Origin of the sequence: Aureimonas sp. AU40 (genome assembly GCF_001463785.1) — a bacterium.
Taxonomy (GTDB): Bacteria; Pseudomonadota; Alphaproteobacteria; order Rhizobiales; family Rhizobiaceae; genus Aureimonas.
The window spans coordinates 44,259-61,745 of sequence record NZ_BBWL01000010.1; the positions used below are offsets into that span (position 1 = coordinate 44,259).

Here is a 17,487-nt window from a genome sequence, read left to right on the forward strand (position 1 = left end):
TTCCGATGTTCACCAAGGACCAGCTCTCCGACCCGTCGCTTCTGCGCCAGGAGACCTTTATCGCCGGCGAATGGGCGGGCGCGGCGAGCGGCGCGACGATCGAGGTCACCGACCCCGCCACCGGCGAGGTGATCGGCACCGTGCCCGACTGCGGCGCGGCCGAAACGCGCGCGGCGATTGAAGCGGCCGAGGCCGCGTTCCCCACCTGGCGCCGCACCTCGCCCAACGAGCGCGCCGCCATTCTGGAGCGCTGGAACGACCTGATGCTCGCCCATGCGGACGATCTCGCCGCCATCATGACGGCCGAGCAGGGCAAGCCGCTCGCCGAGGCCAAGGGCGAGGTCGCCTATGGCGCGAGCTTCGCCAAATGGTTCTCCGAGGAAGCCCGGCGCATCTATGGCGATGTCTTCGTCGGCCCGACGGGAGATCGGCGCATTCTAGTTCTGCGCGAACCGGTCGGCGTCTGCGCCGCAGTGACGCCCTGGAACTTCCCGATCGCGATGATCACCCGCAAGGCCGCCCCGGCCTTCGCCGCCGGCTGCCCGATCGTAGTGAAGCCGTCCGATCTGACGCCCTATTCGGCGCTGGCCCTGGCCGTGCTGGCCGAGCGGGCGGGCGTGCCCAAGGGCGTGTTCAGCGTCGTCACCGGCCAGGCCCGGCCGATCGGCGGCGAGATGACCGGCAACGAGACCGTGCGCAAGCTCTCCTTCACCGGCTCAACCCCGGTCGGGCGGCTTCTCATGGAACAGTCGGCCCCGACCCTCAAGCGCCTGTCGCTGGAGCTCGGCGGCAACGCCCCCTTCATCGTCTTCGACGACGCCGATCTGGAACTGGCCGTCGCCGGTGCCATGGCCTCGAAATTCCGCAATGCCGGCCAGACCTGCGTCTGCGCCAACCGCATCCTGGTGCAGGACGGGATCTACGATCGCTTCGCCGCGCGCCTCTCGGAAGCCGCGGCGAAGCTTCGCCTCGGCAACGGCTTCGAGGCGGGCGTCACCATCGGCCCGCTGATCAACGATGCGGCCGCAGAGAAGGTCACCCGCCATCTGGAAGACGCGCTCGCCAAGGGCGCGCGCATCGCCAACGAAGGCGCGGTGTCGACCAAGGGGCGCTTCGTCGCGCCTGTGGTCCTAACCGGGGCGGACACGTCGATGCTGCTCGCCAGCGAGGAGACCTTCGGCCCGCTCGCGCCGCTGATGCGCTTCGAGCGGGAAGACGAGGCGGTCGAGATCGCCAACGCCACGCCCTTCGGCCTCGCCTCGTATTTCTACACGAGCGACATCGGCCGGGCATGGCGCGTCGGCGAGGCGCTGGAGTTCGGCATGGTCGGCCTCAACACCGGCGCCGTCGGCATGGACGCCGCGCCCTTCGGCGGCGTCAAGCAGTCGGGCCTCGGCCGCGAAGGCTCGGCCTACGGGATCGACGAATATCTCGAGATGAAGTCGTTTCACATGGGCGGGTTCTGAGAGTCTGTTTGGAAATTCGGCGGCGGAGGGCCGGCGAGGGATTTTTGGGTGTCGCGAGGCGCCAAACGCAGTCGATGCCGGCGGCATCGGCGAGGATTGGCAACGAAGCGACAGCGAAAAAGAACCGTCGGACCGACCCGACCGAGTTTCCAAGCAGGCTCTGAGCCCGCCGTTCCAGCTACAACCGGACACGCCATGACCAAGTCGATGATCGACCTATCCGAAATCCGGCCGATGGAGCCCGGCGACATCGAAGCCGCCCACGGCTTGTCGGTCGAGGTCCGCTGGCCGCACCGCCCGGACGACTGGCGGCTGGCGCACGAGGTCGGCCACGGTCTCGTGGCCACCGACGAGGGCGGCCGCGTCATGGGCTCGGCCATGTGGTGGCCCTTCGGCGACAGGCTCGCGACCATCGGCATGGTGATCGTCTCGCCCCGCCTTCAGGGCAAGGGCACGGGCCGGCGCATGATGCGCCAGCTTTTCGAGGCGGCCGGCGAGCGAACCATCCGCCTCGTCGCCACCGCCGCCGGCCAACGCCTCTACGAGTCGGAGGGCTTTCGCCCGACGGCCACGATCACCCAGTACCAGGGCACGGCCTCGGCCGGCCCGGCGGTGGAGAATGCCACCGTTCGCCCGGCTCGGGAGGGCGATTGGGATGCCATCGTGGCCTTGGACGCCGAGGCCTATGGCGGCGATCGCAGCCGCATGCTGGCCGCCCTCCGTCGCGTCGGCGAGGCCACGGTGATCGAGGAAGGCGGCGCGATCCGGGGCTACGCCGTGTGCCGGCCCTTCGGGCGCGGCCATGTGGTCGGCCCGCTGGTCGCCCAATCCGTGGAGGATGCGATCGCGCTCGCCAGCCCGCATGTGAAGACGCATGACGGCGCCTTCCTGCGCATGGACACGCCCGAGCGCGAAGGCGCCTTCGTGGATTTCGTGGAAGGCTGCGGCCTCGCGCAGGTCGACCGCGTCGTACAGATGACGCGCGGCCCCGCGCCCCAGACCGGACCGGCACGGCTCTTCACGCTGACCAATCAGGCGCTGGGCTGACGCGTCATCGCGGCTCATGCAGCGAGGATCGGGAAGGCGGGGGAGACCCCGCCTCTTTCAGTTGGGTCGCACGGCCTCGCCGAACAGCGTGTCCAGCGGCAGTTCGCTCCGGCTGATCGGCGTGCGCAGGACGATGTAGCTGAAATATTTCGCGATGCCGATGTTGCGCTCCAGAAGCGCTTCGATCACGTCCTGATAATGCGGCAGGCCGCGCGTGACGAATTTCACGAGATAGTCGTAGCCGCCCGACACGAGATGGCACTCCATCGCTTCCTCGACGCCGCGCAACGTCTGCTCGAAGCGCTGGAAATACTCGCGCGTGTGGCCGGTCAGCGTGATTTCGGTGAACACGGTCACCGTTTCGCCGAGCTTGGGCAGGGCGACATGGGCGCCGTAGCCGGTGATGTAGCCGCTCTGCTCCAGCCGCTTGACGCGGAACAGGCATGGGCTTGCCGACAGGCCCACCGCGTCCGCCAGCGTCACGTTCGTCATGCGACCGTTCTTCTGCAGCTCGATCAGGATCTTCATGTCGATCCGGTCGAGCTTGATGGGGGCCTGGCTCACGTCGTCGTCCTCGCGCTGCGGGGGAGGGCATCCCTTGCGGAAAGCCGCTCCTGCCGATAGCGCAATCCGCCCTTGAGGTGAACAGCCTAGCGAGCGGCCGGCATTGGCCGAGGTCAGGCCGCGACGTCGGCTCTCCATGTCTTTGGCACCTCGGGCCGGCCCGTGAGATAGCCCTGCACCGCGTCGCAGCCGAGCTCCTTCAGAATGTGAAACTGCTCCTCCGTCTCGACGCCCTCGCCGAGCGTCGCGATGCCCATGTCCCGCCCGAGTTGGGTGACTGCGCGCAGCACGGCCATGGAATTGCGGTCGCTCGACGCGGCGGCGACGAAGCTGCGGTCGATCTTGACTCGGTCGAGCGGCAGATCGCGCAAATGCGACAGCGAGGAATAGCCGGTCCCGAAATCGTCCATCGAGATTTTCACGCCGAGCGCGCGCAGGTCTTTCAGAACATGGGCGAGCTGTTTCTCATCTGAGACGATGGCGGTTTCCGTGAGTTCGACCTCGAGCCGCGCTGCCGGGAGGCCGCTGTCCGCGAGGGCCTGGGCGACATGGGTCATGAACATGGGCGAGCGGAACTGCAGCGCCGAGACGTTGACGGCGACATGCTGATGGATCGGCCAGCCCGCCGCCGCGCGGCACGCCTCTTCCAGCACCCATTTTCCGATCGGCAGGATCATGCCGGTTTCCTCGGCCAGCGGAATAAACTCGGCCGGTGAGATCGGGCCATGCTGAGGATGGTTCCAGCGGATCAGTGCCTCGTTGCCGATGGGCGATCGCGTGTGGATGTCCACCAGCGGCTGATAGGCGAGAACGAACTGGCGCTCGTCCAGGGCAGTCTTGAGGTCGAGTTCACGCTGAGTGCGGTCCGCCAGGGCCTCGATCAGTCCCTTGGTGTAGCGGGACACCTGATTGCTGCCGCGACGTTTGGAATCGCGCAGGGCCGCGTCGGCCAATTGCATGAGTTCATCGGGCGTTCGCGCATTGTCCGATGCGCAATGGCCGACATTGCATCCGAGGGTCAGCACCTGGCCCTTGATGGCATAGGGCGAGCGCAGGGCGATCACGACGTCGTCGCCCATCTGCAGCGCGTTGTCCCGCTTCCCGAAGACGAGCATCGCCATCTCGTCCCCGCCGACACGGAACACCAGGGCATCGGAGCCCGCCAAGTGCCGCAACCGGTTCGCGACCTCGATCAGAACCGCGTCCCCGACCCTCTTGCCGTGGTTCGAATTGACGAGCTTGAAATGGTCGAGATCGACAAGGAGCAGCTTGAACCAGCGATCGCTGGCGAAAGCCTCCGACAGGTGCGCCATCAAAGCGTAGCGGTTCGGCAGGCCGGTCAGCGCGTCCCGGAACGCCGGGTTGAACAGCCGCCGGTTGAATCTTTGCGCCAAGCGCTCGTCGATGAGATAGCAGGCGATCCCGGTTGCGACGAGCAGTAAGGCGACCATGGCGACGGCCATCGTTGTCGCCAGACGCACGACCTCGTCGGGCGCCGTGGCACCTGCCAAGGGCACGACCTCCAAGGCCGAAACCAAGGCGGCATGAGAGGACAAGATGGCGAGGATCGCGCAGAGGATCGATGGAATGCGCGTCTTGCGCCAAGTGCGCAGGGCCATGATGGCCAGAAACCAGAACAGGATGGGAAGCGCGATCGAAAGAAGAAGCTGGCCTTTATGCCAGATCATCAAGCCCCCGACCTGATGCCCGATCAAGCTGGTGTGATGCATGGCCGGGATCGACAGCCCCAGAAGCGTCGCGCCGATAAAGGCTGGGCCCAGGCTCCGGGAGCGGATCGTCACGCCAAGCCCGAGTGCTGTTCCAACAATCGCGACCGCTGCGGAGCCTATGGTGGAAAGAGGATTGAGCGTGAGGCCCATCTCCGGCCGGACGCCGAGGGTGACGATGAAATAGGTCGCCCAGATCATCGCCCCGGCATAGAGCGAGGCCAGGGACAGCCATCCCGAGCGCGCGCACTGCTTGGCTTCATAGGCGCGCTGCGCAAGCGATATGGCAATCGTCGATCCGAAGGCACAAAGGGCCGCACCGACGAGAAAAGATCCGAACGTATGGTCGTCTGTCAGGACGGTGAGAAGCCGCATGTCTTTCCCCTACTAAGGGAAGCATGCGACAGGATCGTTGAAAGAGTCCTATACGCGCTCGTCAAGGTTTTGACATCGAGAGGAGAAACGAGCGACAGATAGCCGTTCGCCGTCACTTCCAGCTTCCAAAACTATGCTAAGCTCGCTGCGGAATATGCTTCGTATTCCTTACGGAAAGTCGTGGCGGTTTGGATCGATCGTCCTGCGCATCTTCCCCGGCACGGCCACGCCTTCAGAGCCACTTCTTATGGCGGAAATACATCAGAGGCAGCAGCGCCGAGAGCACCATGATGAGCAGCGCCATCGGGTAGCCCAGCGCCCATTTCAGCTCGGGCATATGCTCGAAGTTCATGCCGTAGATCGAGGCGACGAGGGTCGGCGGCATGAAGCCGACGGCGGCGACCGAGAAAATCTTGATGATCGCGTTCTGCTCGATCGAGATCATGCCGACCGTGGTGTCGAGCAGAAAGGTCGTCTTATTGGACAGGAAGGACACGAAGTCGTTGAGCGAGGCGACGTCGCGCGCCATGGCCTTCACCCGCAGCTTCAGCTCCTTCTGCGGCTTGCGGCGGTCCATCACCAGCGACAGGAAGGGCAGGAGCCGGTCCATTGTGGCCAAGCTTTCCCGCGTGCGCGACGACAGGTCGCCCGCCGCGCCGAGGCGCTTCAGAAGCTGCTTGAAGTCGGCGGTCGCGGTCGGCGTGTTGGTGTCGGAGGAGCGGAAGATGTCGGTGCCGATCCGGTCGAGATCGGTCGCGATCTGCTCCAGCATGTCGGCCATCCGGTCCACCACGGTTTCCAGAAGGCCGACGGCGATCGAATCGGCGGTCGGTCCCTTGGTGCGCGAGGGCTTGGGGGGCGCCGGCGGCGGGCCGTAATGGTCGGCGCTCGGCAGATGGCCGCTCTTGCCGCCATCGGCATTGCCTTCGCGGCAGAGCTTGGTCGAGAAGATTTGGAAGGATCGAGGGTTGGTGTAGCGCAGCGTCAGAAGGCGTGGGCCAGCCAGAATGAACGTGACGGGGCCGAAATCGGGCTTGCCCTCGTCCAGCCCGTAGACGATCGAAGCGGTCATGAAGTCCCCGCCGTCCTCGGAATAAAGACGGCTCGACACCTCGATCTCGCGCATCTCTTCGCGCGTCGGAACTTCGAGGCCGCACAGTTCCTCGATCGCCTTTTCCTCTTCAGGCGTTGGGTTGCGCATGTCCAGCCACACGGCTTCGGGCGGAATCTCGTCGGCCCGCACAGCTCCATGGCGGCGAACCTGAGAGCCGAACACCGTGTAGGCATCGATCATGAGCCATCATCCTTGCATCGCACGCAGTGCGTCGGGTGGTCCGAGACGGCGTGAGCGCCGCCGCCACGGCGGGACGGCGCGCTTCGCGACGGCGATATAGCTCCGCGGCGCGTCCATGCGCCACCGACTTTCTCGGCGAGCCTCGGAAGGCGGCGGCTTCGCGCAAGCCGCCGCCTTCCGATACGACGCAATTGTATCAGATGAATGGCGCGAGCGCGGGGACCGAGGCGATGGCGCGCGAGACCGTGGCCTCATCGGTATGCGCCTTGGAGAAGGCCACGAGCTCTTCGCCGACGGTGCGGATCTGGCCCATGTCCAAGCCGAGGCCCATGAGCTTGGCGCCGAGCGCCATGATGCCGCCGCCGAACTCCGTGTCGCCGGCCGCACCGATCGCCTCATCGGCGCCGGGCGTCTCGGCGATCATGGTCTCAACGGCGGGGTCGTCGCTCTGCGAGCGCAGGAAGGCAAGGATGTTGCCGACGGCCTCGCGCGCCGTTTCGGGCGTGAGGGAGGCCGATGCGCTGAGGCGGTCGTAAAGGTCGGACATGGGAAAACTCTGAACGGGTTGGACGGGCCGGTCGGCGCGCCACAGTGTCAGCGCGCGGAGCGCGGCGCAACGGGGAACGAGGCCACGCGTTTCGGCGCAGCCTCGCGAAAATAGCGATCGTCAGGAGCCCGAGATCAGACCGTCGCGCCGCCCGGCTGGTTCACGATCACCGTCGCGCCCTGGTCGGCGCGATTGTAGAGATCGATGATGTCGTGGTTCATGAAGCGCACGCAGCCAGACGAGACGGCCTTGCCGATCGTCCACCATTCCGGCGTGCCGTGCAGGCGGTAGAGCGTATCCTGCCCGTTCTGGAAAAGGTAGAGCGCGCGGGCGCCGAGCGGGTTCTTGAGGCCGGGGTCCATGCCCACGCCGCGATACATCTCAAGCTCGGGCTGGCGATCGATCATCTCGTTGGGGGGCGTCCAGCGCGGCCATTCGCGCTTGAACTGCACGCGGGCGCGCCCTTCCCAGGCGAAGCCCTCGCGGCCGATGCCGACGCCGTAGCGCATGGCCGTGCCGCCCGGCTGGATCAGATAGGCGTAGCGGGTCGGCGTATCGATGATGATGGTGCCCGGCGCTTCCGGCCCGGTATAGGCGACCTGCCGGCGCAGGAACTGCACGTTCATCCGCTTCAGGTCGATCGGCGGGATCTCGTGGCCGCCGTCGGAGATCGGGCCATAGGCCGTCGCGTATTCCGGGGGGATGTTGCCGGGAAGGCCGCCAAAGGCCGAAAGGTCGGCGATCTGCGCGCGGGGCGAACTCACGCACCCTGTCAGCGTCGCAAGCGCGCCGAGGCCAAGGCCAGAGAGAACCGCGCGGCGAGGCACGGGGCGGGAAAAGGGATTTTGTGTCATCGTCCAGCCGGGAAGGGGGACGGAGGTCGGCTTTCTATGAAGCCTTCGGGCCTCCGGCCCTGGTTGTTGTCGTTGCACATCAACGTCGAACCGGGCGGTTCGTTCCATGAAGCGCGCCTGAAGCCAATTGCGACCGGCATTGCGGCAAGCCCGCGGCGTGGACGGGGCGGGGCTACGTGGGGGCTTCGAGTGAGGCTTCCATGTAACAGGGGAGAGGTGTGACAGGGGACGGTTCGGGTTGTAGAAAACGGCCGGCAGGATTGACGGCGCGCCGACGCCGGGCCCCGAGTGAAAGGCAGACCCATGCCAGACGGTTTTTCGCGCACCTTCACCTTTTTCGACGGCCAATGGCTGGAAGGCAATCCCGGTCTGGTGGGGCCGCGCTCGCATGTGCTCTGGCTGGGCTCGTCGGTTTTCGACGGAGCGCGCTGGTTCGAGGGACTGACGCCCGATCTCGATCTGCATGCCGCCCGGGTCAACCGCTCGGCCGAGGCGCTGGGCCTCAGCCCGACGATGGCGCCGGCCGAGATCGTCCGGCTGACGCATGAAGGGTTGGGAAATTTCAGCGGCGAGACGGCCGTCTATATCCGGCCGATGTACTGGGCCGAGGACGGCGGCTACATGGGCGTGCCCGCCGACCCCGAGACGACGCGCTTCTGCCTGTGCCTCTACGAATCGCCGATGATCGCGCCGGCCGGGTTTTCGCTGGGCGTCTCGCCTTTTCGCCGCCCAACGCCCGAGACCATGCCGACGCTTGCCAAGGCCGGCTGCCTTTATCCCAACAACGCGCGGGCGATTCTGGAAGCCAAGCGGCGCGGCTTCGACAACGCGCTGGTGCGCGACACGATCGGCAATGTCGCGGAAACCGGCACGTCGAACATATTCATGGTGCGCGACGGCGCGGTGTTCACCCCCGTTCCCAACGGCTCGTTCCTCAACGGCATCACGCGCCAGCGCGTCATCCAGTTGCTGCGCACCGATGGCATGGAGGTGGTGGAGGCCAGCCTTTCGGTGGAGGACTTCCTGTCGGCGGACGAGGTGTTCTCGACCGGCAACCATTCCAAGGTCGTGCCCGTCGTCGGGCTGGAGGAGCGCCGCTTCGAGGCGGGGCCGGTCGCCGCGCGGGCACGCGAACTCTACTGGCGCTTCGCCCGGGAGAACGGAAAGGCGGCGCAAGCATGAGTTTTGGAACGCAAGGCGGCTGACATCCGCGCTGAGAGGCCCTAGCTAAGGACCCGGCTCGTAAGCCCGGCGGCCCGCGATTCGCGACTTGTGGCCGCGGGCCCAACCAAGGAGACGGACATGGCCTTCACGCTTCCCGAACTGCCTTACGCCTATGACGCGCTGCAGCCCTTCATGTCGAAGGAGACGCTGGAGTACCATCACGACAAGCACCACCAGGCCTATGTCGACATGGGCAACAAGCTCGCCGCCGAGGCGGGCCTCGCCGACGCCTCGCTCGAAGAGATCGTGAAGCAGTCCTTCGGCAAGAACCAGCCGCTCTTCAACAATGCCGGCCAGCACTACAACCACATCCATTTCTGGAAGTGGATGAAGCCGAACGGCGGCGGCAAGTCCCTGCCGGGCAAGCTGCAGACCGCCTTCGATTCCGATCTCGGCGGCTACGACAAGTTCCGCACCGACTTCGTTGAGGCGGGCAAGGGCCAGTTCGGGTCGGGCTGGGCCTGGGTCGCGGTGAAGGACGGCAAGCTTCAAATCGTCAAGACGCCGAACGGCGAGAACCCGCTGGTGCACGGCGCGGAGCCGATTCTCGGCGTCGACGTGTGGGAGCATTCCTACTACATCGACTACCGCAACGCCCGCCCGAAGTATCTCGAGGCCTTCGTCGCCAGCCTCGTGAACTGGGATTACGTGCTGGAGCGCTACGAGGCCGCTACCGCCTGATCCGCGCGTAGCGTCGCATACGCCAAGCTTCGAGCCCCGTCTTCCTTTGGAAGGCGGGGTTTTTGCGTTGGAAGGGTTGCGACGAAATTTCCGCCTTCTCCCGCCCTTTCACATGGACGGCGGGTGAAAAACGGGCTTTCATCCATTTGGAACGATTCCATTTGGCCGAGAGCCCGGAGTGATTGCCATGCGCCTGTCCGCCCTGATCGTGGGACTTTGCGTCGCCGCCTCGGCCGCCCTGCCGGCATTGGCGCAGAACGAAAGCGTCATCCGCGAGCGCCAGCAGCTGATGAAGAACAACGGCAAGGCCTCGCGCACCGCGTCCGAGCTCATCAAGGGCAGCCAGCCCTTCGACGCCGCCGTGGCGGCGGGCGTGTTCCAGACGTTGAACGACGACGCCAAGAAGTTCGCGACGCTCTTCCCCGAGGATTCCAAGACCGGCGGCAAGACCGAGGCCTCGCCCGCGATCTGGGAGAAGCCGGCCGAGTTCAAGGCGGCGAACGACAAGTTCATTGCCGAGACACAGGCCGCGATCGACGCCAAGCCCGCCGATCTCGACAGTTTCAAGGTGGCCTTCACCAAGGTCGCCGCCAATTGCCAGGGCTGCCACCAGCAGTTCCGGCAGCGCTGAGCGGAGCGCCTCTTGCGGCGCCGACCGGTCTTCGCGCTTCTGGCCGGCGTCGTCGCGGTGGTCGTGGCCGGCGCGTATAGTCTCCTGCGTCCCGTGCGGCTCGAACCCGCTGCCATCGCGCAGGAAGGCTCGGGCGACGCTGGACGCGGCGAGCGCGTGTTCTGGGCTGGCGGCTGTGTCTCCTGCCATGCAGCGAGCGTGGCGCCGGGCACCGAGGCGACGGACCGCCCGATTCTTGCCGGCGGTCCGCCGTTGGTGACGCCTTTCGGCACGTTTTACGGCCCCAACATCTCGCCCGATCCTGAGCATGGGATCGGCCGCTGGAGCTTGGCCGACTTCGCCAATGCCCTTCAGCGCGGGGTCGATCCGGCCGGGCGCCATCTCTACCCCGCCTTTCCCTACACGTCCTATTCGCGCATGACGCCGGCGGACGTGGCCGATCTCTATGCTTTCCTGCGCACGCTGCCGGCCTCGCCGGCGGATGCGCCGCCCAACGACCTCCCGTTCCCCTTCAACCTGCGCATTTCGCTCGGCCTGTGGAAGGCGCTGTTTCTCAACTCCGAGCCGGTCGTAACCCTGGCCGTCGATGCGTCCGACGCCGCGCGTCGCGGGCAATATCTCGTGGAAGGGCCGGGCCATTGCGGGGAGTGCCACACGCCGCGCCGTCTCAGTGGCGCGGGCGGGCTGGACGCCTCTCTCTGGCTGGCGGGCGGTCCGGCGCCGGAAGGCGACGGGCGCATTCCCAACATCACGCCGGGCGGCGAGCTCGCGGATTGGAGCGAGGACGATCTCGTCAACTATTTCGAGACCGGCTTCACGCCCGATTTCGACAGCGTCGGCGGCTCGATGGTCGAGGTGCAGCACAATTTGGCGCGCCTGCCGAAGGAAGACCTTCAGGCCATCGCCGCCTATCTCAAGGCGGTGCCGGCGATCGAGAGCGACGCTCAGTAGCGAGGAGAAGCGCTTTGGAGGCGGCCGCAGCCGCCTCCGATTTCCAGCCTCAAAGCCCGGCCTTGCCCATGAGCTTCAGCGCGAAGCTGTAGATCATGGCGATCTCGTCCAGCTTGGCGAAGCGGCCCGAGGCGCCGCCATGGCCGGCGCCCATATTGGTGCGCAGGATCACGGGGTTGGCGTCGGTCTTGCGGGCGCGCAGGCGCGCCACCCACTTGGCCGGTTCCCAATAGGTCACGCGCGGGTCGGTAAGGCCGGCGAGCGCCAGGATGGGCGGATAGGCCTTGGCCTCCACATTGTCATAGGGGCTGTAGCTCGCGATCACCTCGTAATCGGCCTCCGACAGGATCGGATTGCCCCATTCCGGCCATTCCGGCGGGGTGAGCGGCAGCGTGTCGTCGAGGATCGTGTTGAGCACGTCGACGAAGGGCACGACGGCGATGATGCCGCCGAACTTCTCCGGCGCCATGTTGGCGACCGCGCCCATCAGCAGGCCGCCCGCCGAGCCTCCCTGCGCCACGATCCGGTCATGCCGCGTGAAGCCCTCGGCCACGAGATGATCGGCCGCCGCGATGAAGTCGGTAAACGTGTTGCGCTTGTGCTCGCGCCGACCCGCCTCGTACCAGCGAAAGCCCTTGTCCTTGCCGCCGCGAATATGGGCGATGGCGTAGACGAAGCCGCGATCCACGAGGCTCAACACATTGGTGCTGAACGAGGCGGGGATGGAATGGCCGTAGGAGCCGTAGCCGTAGAGCATGAGCGGCGCCGAGCCATCGAGCGCCACGTCGCGGCGATAAACCAGCGACACCGGCACGGTCTCGCCGTCCGGCGCGGGGGCGAAGATGCGCCGCGCGACATAGAGGGCAGGGTCGTGGCCGGACGGCACTTCCTGCGTCTTCAGGAGGCGGCGCTCGCGGGTTTCCACGTCGTAGTCGAAGGTCTGGTTCGGCGTGGTCGGCGAGGAATAGGAGAAGCGGATCGAGGTCGTGTCATATTCGTAGGTGCCGCCAAGGCCCAGCGAATAGGCCTCCTCCTCGAAGGCGACGGAATGCTCGGCCCCGTCGGCCAAGCGGCGCACGACGATGCGCGGCAGGCCGTCGCGCCGCTCCAGCCAGACCAGATGGCGCTTCAAAACGAGATGCGACAGGATCAGGCGCCCGTCCTCGTGCGGCACGAGATCGCTCCAGTTCTCGCGGCTCGGCGCGTCGGCCGGGGCGGTAACGATCTTGAAGTCCCGCGCGTCGTCGGCATTGGTCAGGATGAAGAGCGTGCCGTCGCCCTCGTCCACGTCGTACTCCAGACCCTTCTCGCGGCGCGAGACGAGGCGCGGCTCGGCGGCCGGGTTGGCGGCGGGGATGAGCCAGGCTTCCGACGTCTCGTGGTCGTGAATGTCGATTACGACATAGTCGCCGCTCTGCGTCTTGCCGACGCCCATGAAGAAGCCGGTGTCGGTTTCCTCGTACACAAGCGGATCGGCGGCCGTCTCGCTTCCCAGCGCGTGGTAGAAGACGCGGCTCGGCCGGTGGTTGGCGTCGAGCCTCGTGTAGAAGAAGCCATGCGAGCGCGCGTCCCAGGTCGCGTCGCCGCTCGTGTCGCTGATGCGGTCGGGCAGGTCGGCGCCGGTTTCCAGATCGCGCAGGGCGATCTCGTAGAATTCCGAGCCCTTGTCGTCGAAGCTCCAGGCGAGCCTTGAGTGGTCGGGCGAATGCTCGACGCCGCCGATCGAGAAATACTCGATGCCGTCCGCTTCCTTGTTGGCGTCGAGCGTCACCTGCTCCGGCCCGCCTTCGCGCTTCACGCGGAAGAAGCGGGGATATTCGGCGCCGGCCTCGTAGGCGACGCCGTAGCTATAGGGGCCGTCGGGGGAGGGGACGGAACTGTCGTCCTCCTTGATGCGCGCGCGCATCTCGGCGACGAGCTTGGCCTTCAGCCCCTCGACATCGGCGAGCGCGGCGTCGGCGTAGCGGTTCTCCGCTTCCAGATGGGCGCGGATCATGGGGTCGAGCAGGGTCGTGTCCTTGAACATCTCCTGCCAGTTGGCGACGCGCATCCAGCTGTATTCGTCGGTTCGCGTGCGGCCATGCGCGGAAAGGTCCACCGGGCGCTGCGGCGCGCGGGGCGGGGCGGGAAGGTCGGCACGGAAGACTGAGGACATGAACACACCGTAGGACGCGGACAGAATCAAGCCGCCGGAGCTTTCGTCCGGCGGGCGGCAAAGGCAAGCCGAAAGGGCGAGATCGACGAGGCTTCAGTCCTGGTCGAACTGCAGCGCGTAGCCGTTCATGCAGTAGCGCAGGCCCGTCGGGCGCGGCCCGTCCTCAAAGACATGGCCGAGATGGGCGTCGCAATCGGCGCAGCGCACTTCGGTTCGTGTCATGAGGAAAGAGCGGTCGACATGCTCGCTCACCGACTCGCGCTCGACTGGCTCGTAGAAGCTCGGCCAGCCCGTGCCGGATTCAAACTTGGTCTCCGAGCGGAACAGCGGCTTCTCGCAGCACACGCAGCAATAAAGGCCGGGCGCCTTCTGGTCCCAGTTCGGGCCGGTGAAGGGGCGCTCCGTCCCGTGACCGCGCGCGACCTTGTATTGTTCGGGTGTCAGGATCTCCTGCCACTCGGCGTCGGTCTTCTCGACCTTCAGGGAATGTTCGCTCGCGCTGGCCATGGACCGGGCCTCCTCCGTCTCGTTGCGGGAGGAGGTAGGGCTGCGGACGGCCGATCACAAGCCGGTCAGATCGCGCCGCCACCACCCTGCGGAGCATTTTCTAGGCCGCTTTCGACTTGATCAAAGCCCGGCGCGACCTAATGTTGCGGTCGTTGGAAGCGGCCCAGAGGGCGGTGCATCGAGGAAACGCTGAGCCGGTATGAACAGCCTGTCGAGTGGACTTCTTTATCTCGTGCTCGCCCTGCCGTTCATCGGCGCCCTCGTAGCCCCTCTCTCGCTGATCGCTCTTGGTCGTTTCGGTTCCCTGGTTCTGGCGTGCTTCCCCGTTGGGGCGCTGGCGATTCTGTTTCAGCAGAGCGCGCAGGTGCAGAGCCGTGTGCCGATCCTCTTCGGCTTCGACTGGATTCCGAGCTTCGGCGTGCGCTTCGCCTTCCGGCTCGACGGCCTGTCCTTCGGCTTCGCCTTCCTGATCCTGTCGATCGGCGCGCTGGTCGTGCTCTATTCCGGCGGCTACATGCCCAAGGGCTCCAAGCGCGGCCGGTTCTTCGCCTATATCCTGATGTTCATGGGCGCGATGCTCGGCCTCGTCCTGTCTGACGATCTGATCACGCTCTTCGTCTTCTGGGAACTGACCTCGATCACCTCCTTCCTCCTAATCGGCTTCAATTTCGAGAAGGAGGCGGCGCGGCGCGGTGCCATGCAGGCGCTGGTCATCACCGGCGGCGGCGGTCTGGCGCTGCTGGCCGGCCTGCTTCTCATCCGCGAGGCGACGGGGCTGACCAGCCTGACGGCGCTTCTGGGGCAGCCAGAGGCGGTGAAAGCCCTGTCGATCTATGGCCCGGCGCTGGTCCTGATCCTGATCGGCGCCTTCACCAAGTCGGCCCAGATGCCGTTCCACGTCTGGCTGCCCAACGCCATGGAAGCCCCGACGCCTGTCTCGTCCTATCTTCATTCGGCGACGATGGTGAAGGCCGGCATCTACCTTCTCATGCGGCTGTTCCCGGTCATGGGCGGAACGCTGGCCTGGGAGCTGATCCTGCCGCTCTTCGGCGGTGTCACGCTGGTGATCGCTGCGATCCTCGCCATGCGCCAGAGCGACATCAAGCTCATGCTGGCCTATACGACGGTGGCCTCGCTCGGCCTTCTCGTCATGCTGATCGGCATCGGGACGGAGCTCGCGATCGAGGCGGCCGTCCTCTATCTGTTCGCCCATTCGCTGGCCAAGGCCTGCCTCTTCATGGTGGCGGGGTCGATCGACCACAGCGCCGGTACACGCGACATTCGCGCCCTCGGCGGTCTCGCGCGCAAGATGCCGCTGACCTTCGCCGCCGCCGTTCTCGGCGCCGCCGCCATGGGTGGCCTGCCGCCACTCTTCGGCTTCCTCGCCAAGGAGGAGGTCTATGCCGCGACCGCGACGCTGGACCTGAAGGGCGTGTTGACCACGATCGCCGCTGTTTCGGGCAACGCGCTGATGTTCGCCGTGGCGCTGGTTGTCGCGATCAAGCCATTTGCCGGCACGATGCCGAGCGGGCTGCGCAAGGCACATGAATCGACGCCGCTGATCTGGATCGGGCCGATCGTGCTCGGCGTCGTCGGCCTGCTCGCCGCGATCTTCTCGCAGACCACGCACCAGTTCATTTCCAATCCCATGTCGCCGCCGGGGCTCGACGGTGCGGTGGCGGTGGACATCGCGCTCGGCTTCCATTTCGGCCCGGCGCTGATCCTCTCGATCGTCACGGTCGCGGCGGGCGTCGTCCTGTTCCTGCGCGCCAGCCAGTTGCGCTCGCTGATCGCCGATGCGCTCGGGCGCATCGGCTGGGGGCCGGACAAGGGCTTCGACCAGTTGATGCGTGCGCTGGTCGTCGGGGCCTTCCATCTCACGGTCAAGCTCCAGCCCGGCCGGCTCGACATCTACATGAAGGTGACGATCGCGGTGATCGTGGCGACGCTCTGGATCACCATGATCTGGGCCGGCTCGCTGCCGACGCGCCCGGCCATGCCCGATCTCTATTTCTACGAATGGGGCGTGATCGGCCTCGTCGTGCTCGGCGCGGTCGTGGTGGTTCTCGCCAACAACCGCCTGACCGCGATCGTCTCGCTCGGCATTCAGGGTCTTGCCGTCGCGCTTCTCTTCATGCTGCTCGGCGCGCCGGACCTTTCCTTCACCCAGTTCATGGTGGAGATCCTGTCGGTCGCCATCCTCGCGCTGGTGATGACGCGGCTGCGGCTGATGCCGGCCGACCGGCGGCCCTGGCGCAACATCGTGCCGGAGGCGGCCCTGGCGATCGCCGGTGGCCTCGGCTTCGCGCTCTTCCTGCTGCACATCACGCAGCGCCCCTTCGACACCGTGATCGGCGACTTCTACACCCGCTACAGCTACGTCATCGCGCACGGCCGCAACATCGTGAACGTCATCCTGGTGGACTTCCGCGGCGTCGACACGATGGGCGAGATCGCCGTGGTGCTGACCACGGGCGCCGCCATCCTGGCGCTGGTGCGCATCCGCGCCGTGAAGACGAGCGACACGCGCTTCTCGCGCAAGCGACGCCGCCGGGCAGGGGAGTTGCAGCCATGAGAACCCTCATCTTTCGGGTCACGGCCCCCTATCTCACCGCGCTGATGCTGCTCTTCTCGCTCTTCGTCCTGCTTCGCGGGCACAACGAGCCGGGCGGAGGCTTCATCGGTGGCTTGATCGCGTCCTCCGCCATCGCGGTCTACGGCATGGCCTGCGGCGTCGACGCGGTGCGCCGCGCGCTGCATTTCCACCCGATCGCTTATGCCGCCTTCGGCCTCATCGCCGCCGTGCTGGCCGGCTTTCTGCCGCTGTTCGGGCGGGCGCAGTTCATGACCGGGCTCTGGGTCTTCGTGGACATCGCCGGCAGCGAACTGGCCCTGTCGACCACGCTTCTGTTCGATGTCGGCGTGTTTCTGGTGATCGTCGGTGCGATCAGCGCGATCGCGCTGTCGCTCGAAGAACGCTATTCGGACTGAGGAGAGAGCCCCATGGAAGTCGCCCTGGCCGGCCTCGTCGGCATTCTCTTCTCGATCTCGATCTACCTCCTGATCTCGACCTACATCATCCGCATGCTGCTGGGCGTGGTGCTGCTCGGCACGTCGGTCAATCTCTCGGTCTTCGTGGTCGGGCGGATCGGGCCGATCGCGCCGCCGCTCATCCCCAACCATCTCGAGGTGCCGCCGCAGGCGATCGCCAATCCGCTGCCGCAGGCGCTGATCCTGACGGCGATCGTCATCTCGTTTTCCTTCTTCGTCTTTCTGCTCGTGCTCACCTACCGCGCCTATCAGGACCTGGAGACCGACGACACCAACGACATGCGCGTCGCCGAACCCGAGAACGAGGGGCTGCCGCCCCTCGGCTACTGAGGCATTTTCGATGAAGACCAATTCATCGCAAATGATCCAGGGTTCCGATCTTGCCGCATCGTCCAGCGGCCAGGCTCATTCGC

At 66.2% G+C, this 17,487-nt stretch carries 16 protein-coding genes; 9 read left to right on the forward strand and 7 right to left on the reverse strand.

The features are described from left to right. Positions 1-5 precede the first annotated feature (5 nt). Entirely contained in the window at positions 6-1,466 is a 1,461-nt protein-coding gene (locus AUL32_RS03850; RefSeq protein ID WP_062111915.1) for an NAD-dependent succinate-semialdehyde dehydrogenase, read from the forward strand. Positions 1,467-1,661: 195 nt separating this feature from the next. Continuing rightward, on the forward strand, positions 1,662-2,513 hold the full coding sequence (locus AUL32_RS03855; RefSeq protein ID WP_062111917.1) for a GNAT family N-acetyltransferase: 852 nt from the start codon (positions 1,662-1,664) through the stop codon (positions 2,511-2,513). A 57-nt stretch (positions 2,514-2,570) separates the two neighbouring features. On the opposite strand, the gene AUL32_RS03860 is transcribed toward AUL32_RS03855, so the two are convergent. The 5 genes from AUL32_RS03860 to AUL32_RS03880 all read right to left on the reverse strand — a co-directional run bounded on the left by AUL32_RS03860 (position 2,571) and on the right by AUL32_RS03880 (position 7,874). Continuing rightward, a complete protein-coding gene (locus AUL32_RS03860) occupies positions 2,571-3,062 on the reverse strand; it encodes an Lrp/AsnC family transcriptional regulator (protein ID WP_202814298.1) in 492 nt (163 codons plus the stop codon). A 128-nt stretch (positions 3,063-3,190) separates the two neighbouring features. Next, the gene (locus tag AUL32_RS03865) at positions 3,191-5,179 is read right to left on the reverse strand and encodes a putative bifunctional diguanylate cyclase/phosphodiesterase (RefSeq protein ID WP_062111918.1); all 1,989 of its coding nucleotides are present in this window, start codon (positions 5,177-5,179) and stop codon (positions 3,191-3,193) included. Positions 5,180-5,411: 232 nt separating this feature from the next. Continuing rightward, on the reverse strand, positions 5,412-6,473 hold the full coding sequence (locus AUL32_RS03870; protein ID WP_062111920.1) for a magnesium transporter CorA family protein: 1,062 nt from the start codon (positions 6,471-6,473) through the stop codon (positions 5,412-5,414). Positions 6,474-6,669: 196 nt separating this feature from the next. Next, positions 6,670-7,020: a hypothetical protein gene (locus tag AUL32_RS03875; RefSeq protein WP_061975082.1), complete on the reverse strand. Its 351-nt coding sequence runs from the start codon at positions 7,018-7,020 to the stop codon at positions 6,670-6,672. 134 nt (positions 7,021-7,154) lie between these two features. After that, complete coding sequence (locus AUL32_RS03880) at positions 7,155-7,874, reverse strand: L,D-transpeptidase (RefSeq protein WP_062111922.1); 720 nt, start codon at positions 7,872-7,874, stop codon at positions 7,155-7,157. Between the two features lie 303 nt (positions 7,875-8,177). On the opposite strand from AUL32_RS03880, the gene AUL32_RS03885 reads away from it, so the two are divergent. The 4 genes from AUL32_RS03885 to AUL32_RS03900 all read left to right on the forward strand — a co-directional run bounded on the left by AUL32_RS03885 (position 8,178) and on the right by AUL32_RS03900 (position 11,361). Continuing rightward, on the forward strand, positions 8,178-9,056 hold the full coding sequence (locus AUL32_RS03885) for a branched-chain amino acid aminotransferase (protein ID WP_062111924.1): 879 nt from the start codon (positions 8,178-8,180) through the stop codon (positions 9,054-9,056). Positions 9,057-9,176: 120 nt separating this feature from the next. Beyond that, entirely contained in the window at positions 9,177-9,779 is a 603-nt protein-coding gene (locus AUL32_RS03890) for a superoxide dismutase (protein WP_062111926.1), read from the forward strand. Positions 9,780-9,966: 187 nt separating this feature from the next. Next, positions 9,967-10,410 carry a c-type cytochrome gene (locus AUL32_RS03895; RefSeq protein ID WP_244497633.1) on the forward strand — a complete coding sequence of 148 codons (444 nt, stop codon included), beginning with the start codon at positions 9,967-9,969 and terminating at the stop codon, positions 10,408-10,410. 12 nt (positions 10,411-10,422) lie between these two features. After that, positions 10,423-11,361: a c-type cytochrome gene (locus tag AUL32_RS03900; protein WP_062111930.1), complete on the forward strand. Its 939-nt coding sequence runs from the start codon at positions 10,423-10,425 to the stop codon at positions 11,359-11,361. A gap of 49 nt (positions 11,362-11,410) precedes the next feature. Here AUL32_RS03900 and AUL32_RS03905 read toward each other — a convergent pair whose 3' ends face one another. Next, positions 11,411-13,516 carry a S9 family peptidase gene (locus AUL32_RS03905; protein ID WP_062112109.1) on the reverse strand — a complete coding sequence of 702 codons (2,106 nt, stop codon included), beginning with the start codon at positions 13,514-13,516 and terminating at the stop codon, positions 11,411-11,413. A gap of 93 nt (positions 13,517-13,609) precedes the next feature. Continuing rightward, entirely contained in the window at positions 13,610-14,023 is a 414-nt protein-coding gene (gene msrB, locus AUL32_RS03910; protein ID WP_062111932.1) for a peptide-methionine (R)-S-oxide reductase MsrB, read from the reverse strand. 199 nt (positions 14,024-14,222) lie between these two features. Between msrB and AUL32_RS03915 the strand changes: the two genes are divergently transcribed. Genes AUL32_RS03915 through AUL32_RS03925 form a run of 3 tightly spaced genes read left to right on the forward strand, consistent with a single transcriptional unit; the run spans position 14,223 to position 17,404 of the window. After that, positions 14,223-16,598, forward strand: a complete 2,376-nt coding sequence (locus AUL32_RS03915; RefSeq protein WP_062111934.1) for a putative monovalent cation/H+ antiporter subunit A — start codon at positions 14,223-14,225, stop codon at positions 16,596-16,598. Next, on the forward strand, positions 16,595-17,014 hold the full coding sequence (locus AUL32_RS03920) for an MnhB domain-containing protein (protein ID WP_061975098.1): 420 nt from the start codon (positions 16,595-16,597) through the stop codon (positions 17,012-17,014). Before AUL32_RS03915 ends, AUL32_RS03920 begins: the two co-directional genes overlap by 4 nt. Before the next feature lie 12 nt (positions 17,015-17,026). Further along, entirely contained in the window at positions 17,027-17,404 is a 378-nt protein-coding gene (locus AUL32_RS03925) for a Na+/H+ antiporter subunit C (protein ID WP_061975100.1), read from the forward strand. Positions 17,405-17,487 lie beyond the last annotated feature (83 nt).

Excerpts from the sequence above, each read along its gene's own strand:
- AUL32_RS03915 (WP_062111934.1), top strand. The coding sequence starts at position 14,223 with ATGAACAGCCTGTCGAGTGGACTTCTTTATCTCGTGCTCGCCCTGCCG.
- msrB (WP_062111932.1), bottom strand. The coding sequence starts at position 14,023 with ATGGCCAGCGCGAGCGAACATTCCCTGAAGGTCGAGAAGACCGACGCC.
- AUL32_RS03925 (WP_061975100.1), top strand. The coding sequence starts at position 17,027 with ATGGAAGTCGCCCTGGCCGGCCTCGTCGGCATTCTCTTCTCGATCTCG.
- AUL32_RS03855 (WP_062111917.1), top strand. The coding sequence starts at position 1,662 with ATGACCAAGTCGATGATCGACCTATCCGAAATCCGGCCGATGGAGCCC.
- AUL32_RS03905 (WP_062112109.1), bottom strand. The coding sequence starts at position 13,516 with ATGTCCTCAGTCTTCCGTGCCGACCTTCCCGCCCCGCCCCGCGCGCCG.
- AUL32_RS03875 (WP_061975082.1), bottom strand. The coding sequence starts at position 7,020 with ATGTCCGACCTTTACGACCGCCTCAGCGCATCGGCCTCCCTCACGCCC.
- AUL32_RS03870 (WP_062111920.1), bottom strand. The coding sequence starts at position 6,473 with ATGATCGATGCCTACACGGTGTTCGGCTCTCAGGTTCGCCGCCATGGA.
- AUL32_RS03880 (WP_062111922.1), bottom strand. The coding sequence starts at position 7,874 with ATGACACAAAATCCCTTTTCCCGCCCCGTGCCTCGCCGCGCGGTTCTC.
- AUL32_RS03920 (WP_061975098.1), top strand. The coding sequence starts at position 16,595 with ATGAGAACCCTCATCTTTCGGGTCACGGCCCCCTATCTCACCGCGCTG.
- AUL32_RS03850 (WP_062111915.1), top strand. The coding sequence starts at position 6 with ATGTTCACCAAGGACCAGCTCTCCGACCCGTCGCTTCTGCGCCAGGAG.
- AUL32_RS03885 (WP_062111924.1), top strand. The coding sequence starts at position 8,178 with ATGCCAGACGGTTTTTCGCGCACCTTCACCTTTTTCGACGGCCAATGG.
- AUL32_RS03890 (WP_062111926.1), top strand. The coding sequence starts at position 9,177 with ATGGCCTTCACGCTTCCCGAACTGCCTTACGCCTATGACGCGCTGCAG.
- AUL32_RS03895 (WP_244497633.1), top strand. The coding sequence starts at position 9,967 with ATGCGCCTGTCCGCCCTGATCGTGGGACTTTGCGTCGCCGCCTCGGCC.
- AUL32_RS03865 (WP_062111918.1), bottom strand. The coding sequence starts at position 5,179 with ATGCGGCTTCTCACCGTCCTGACAGACGACCATACGTTCGGATCTTTT.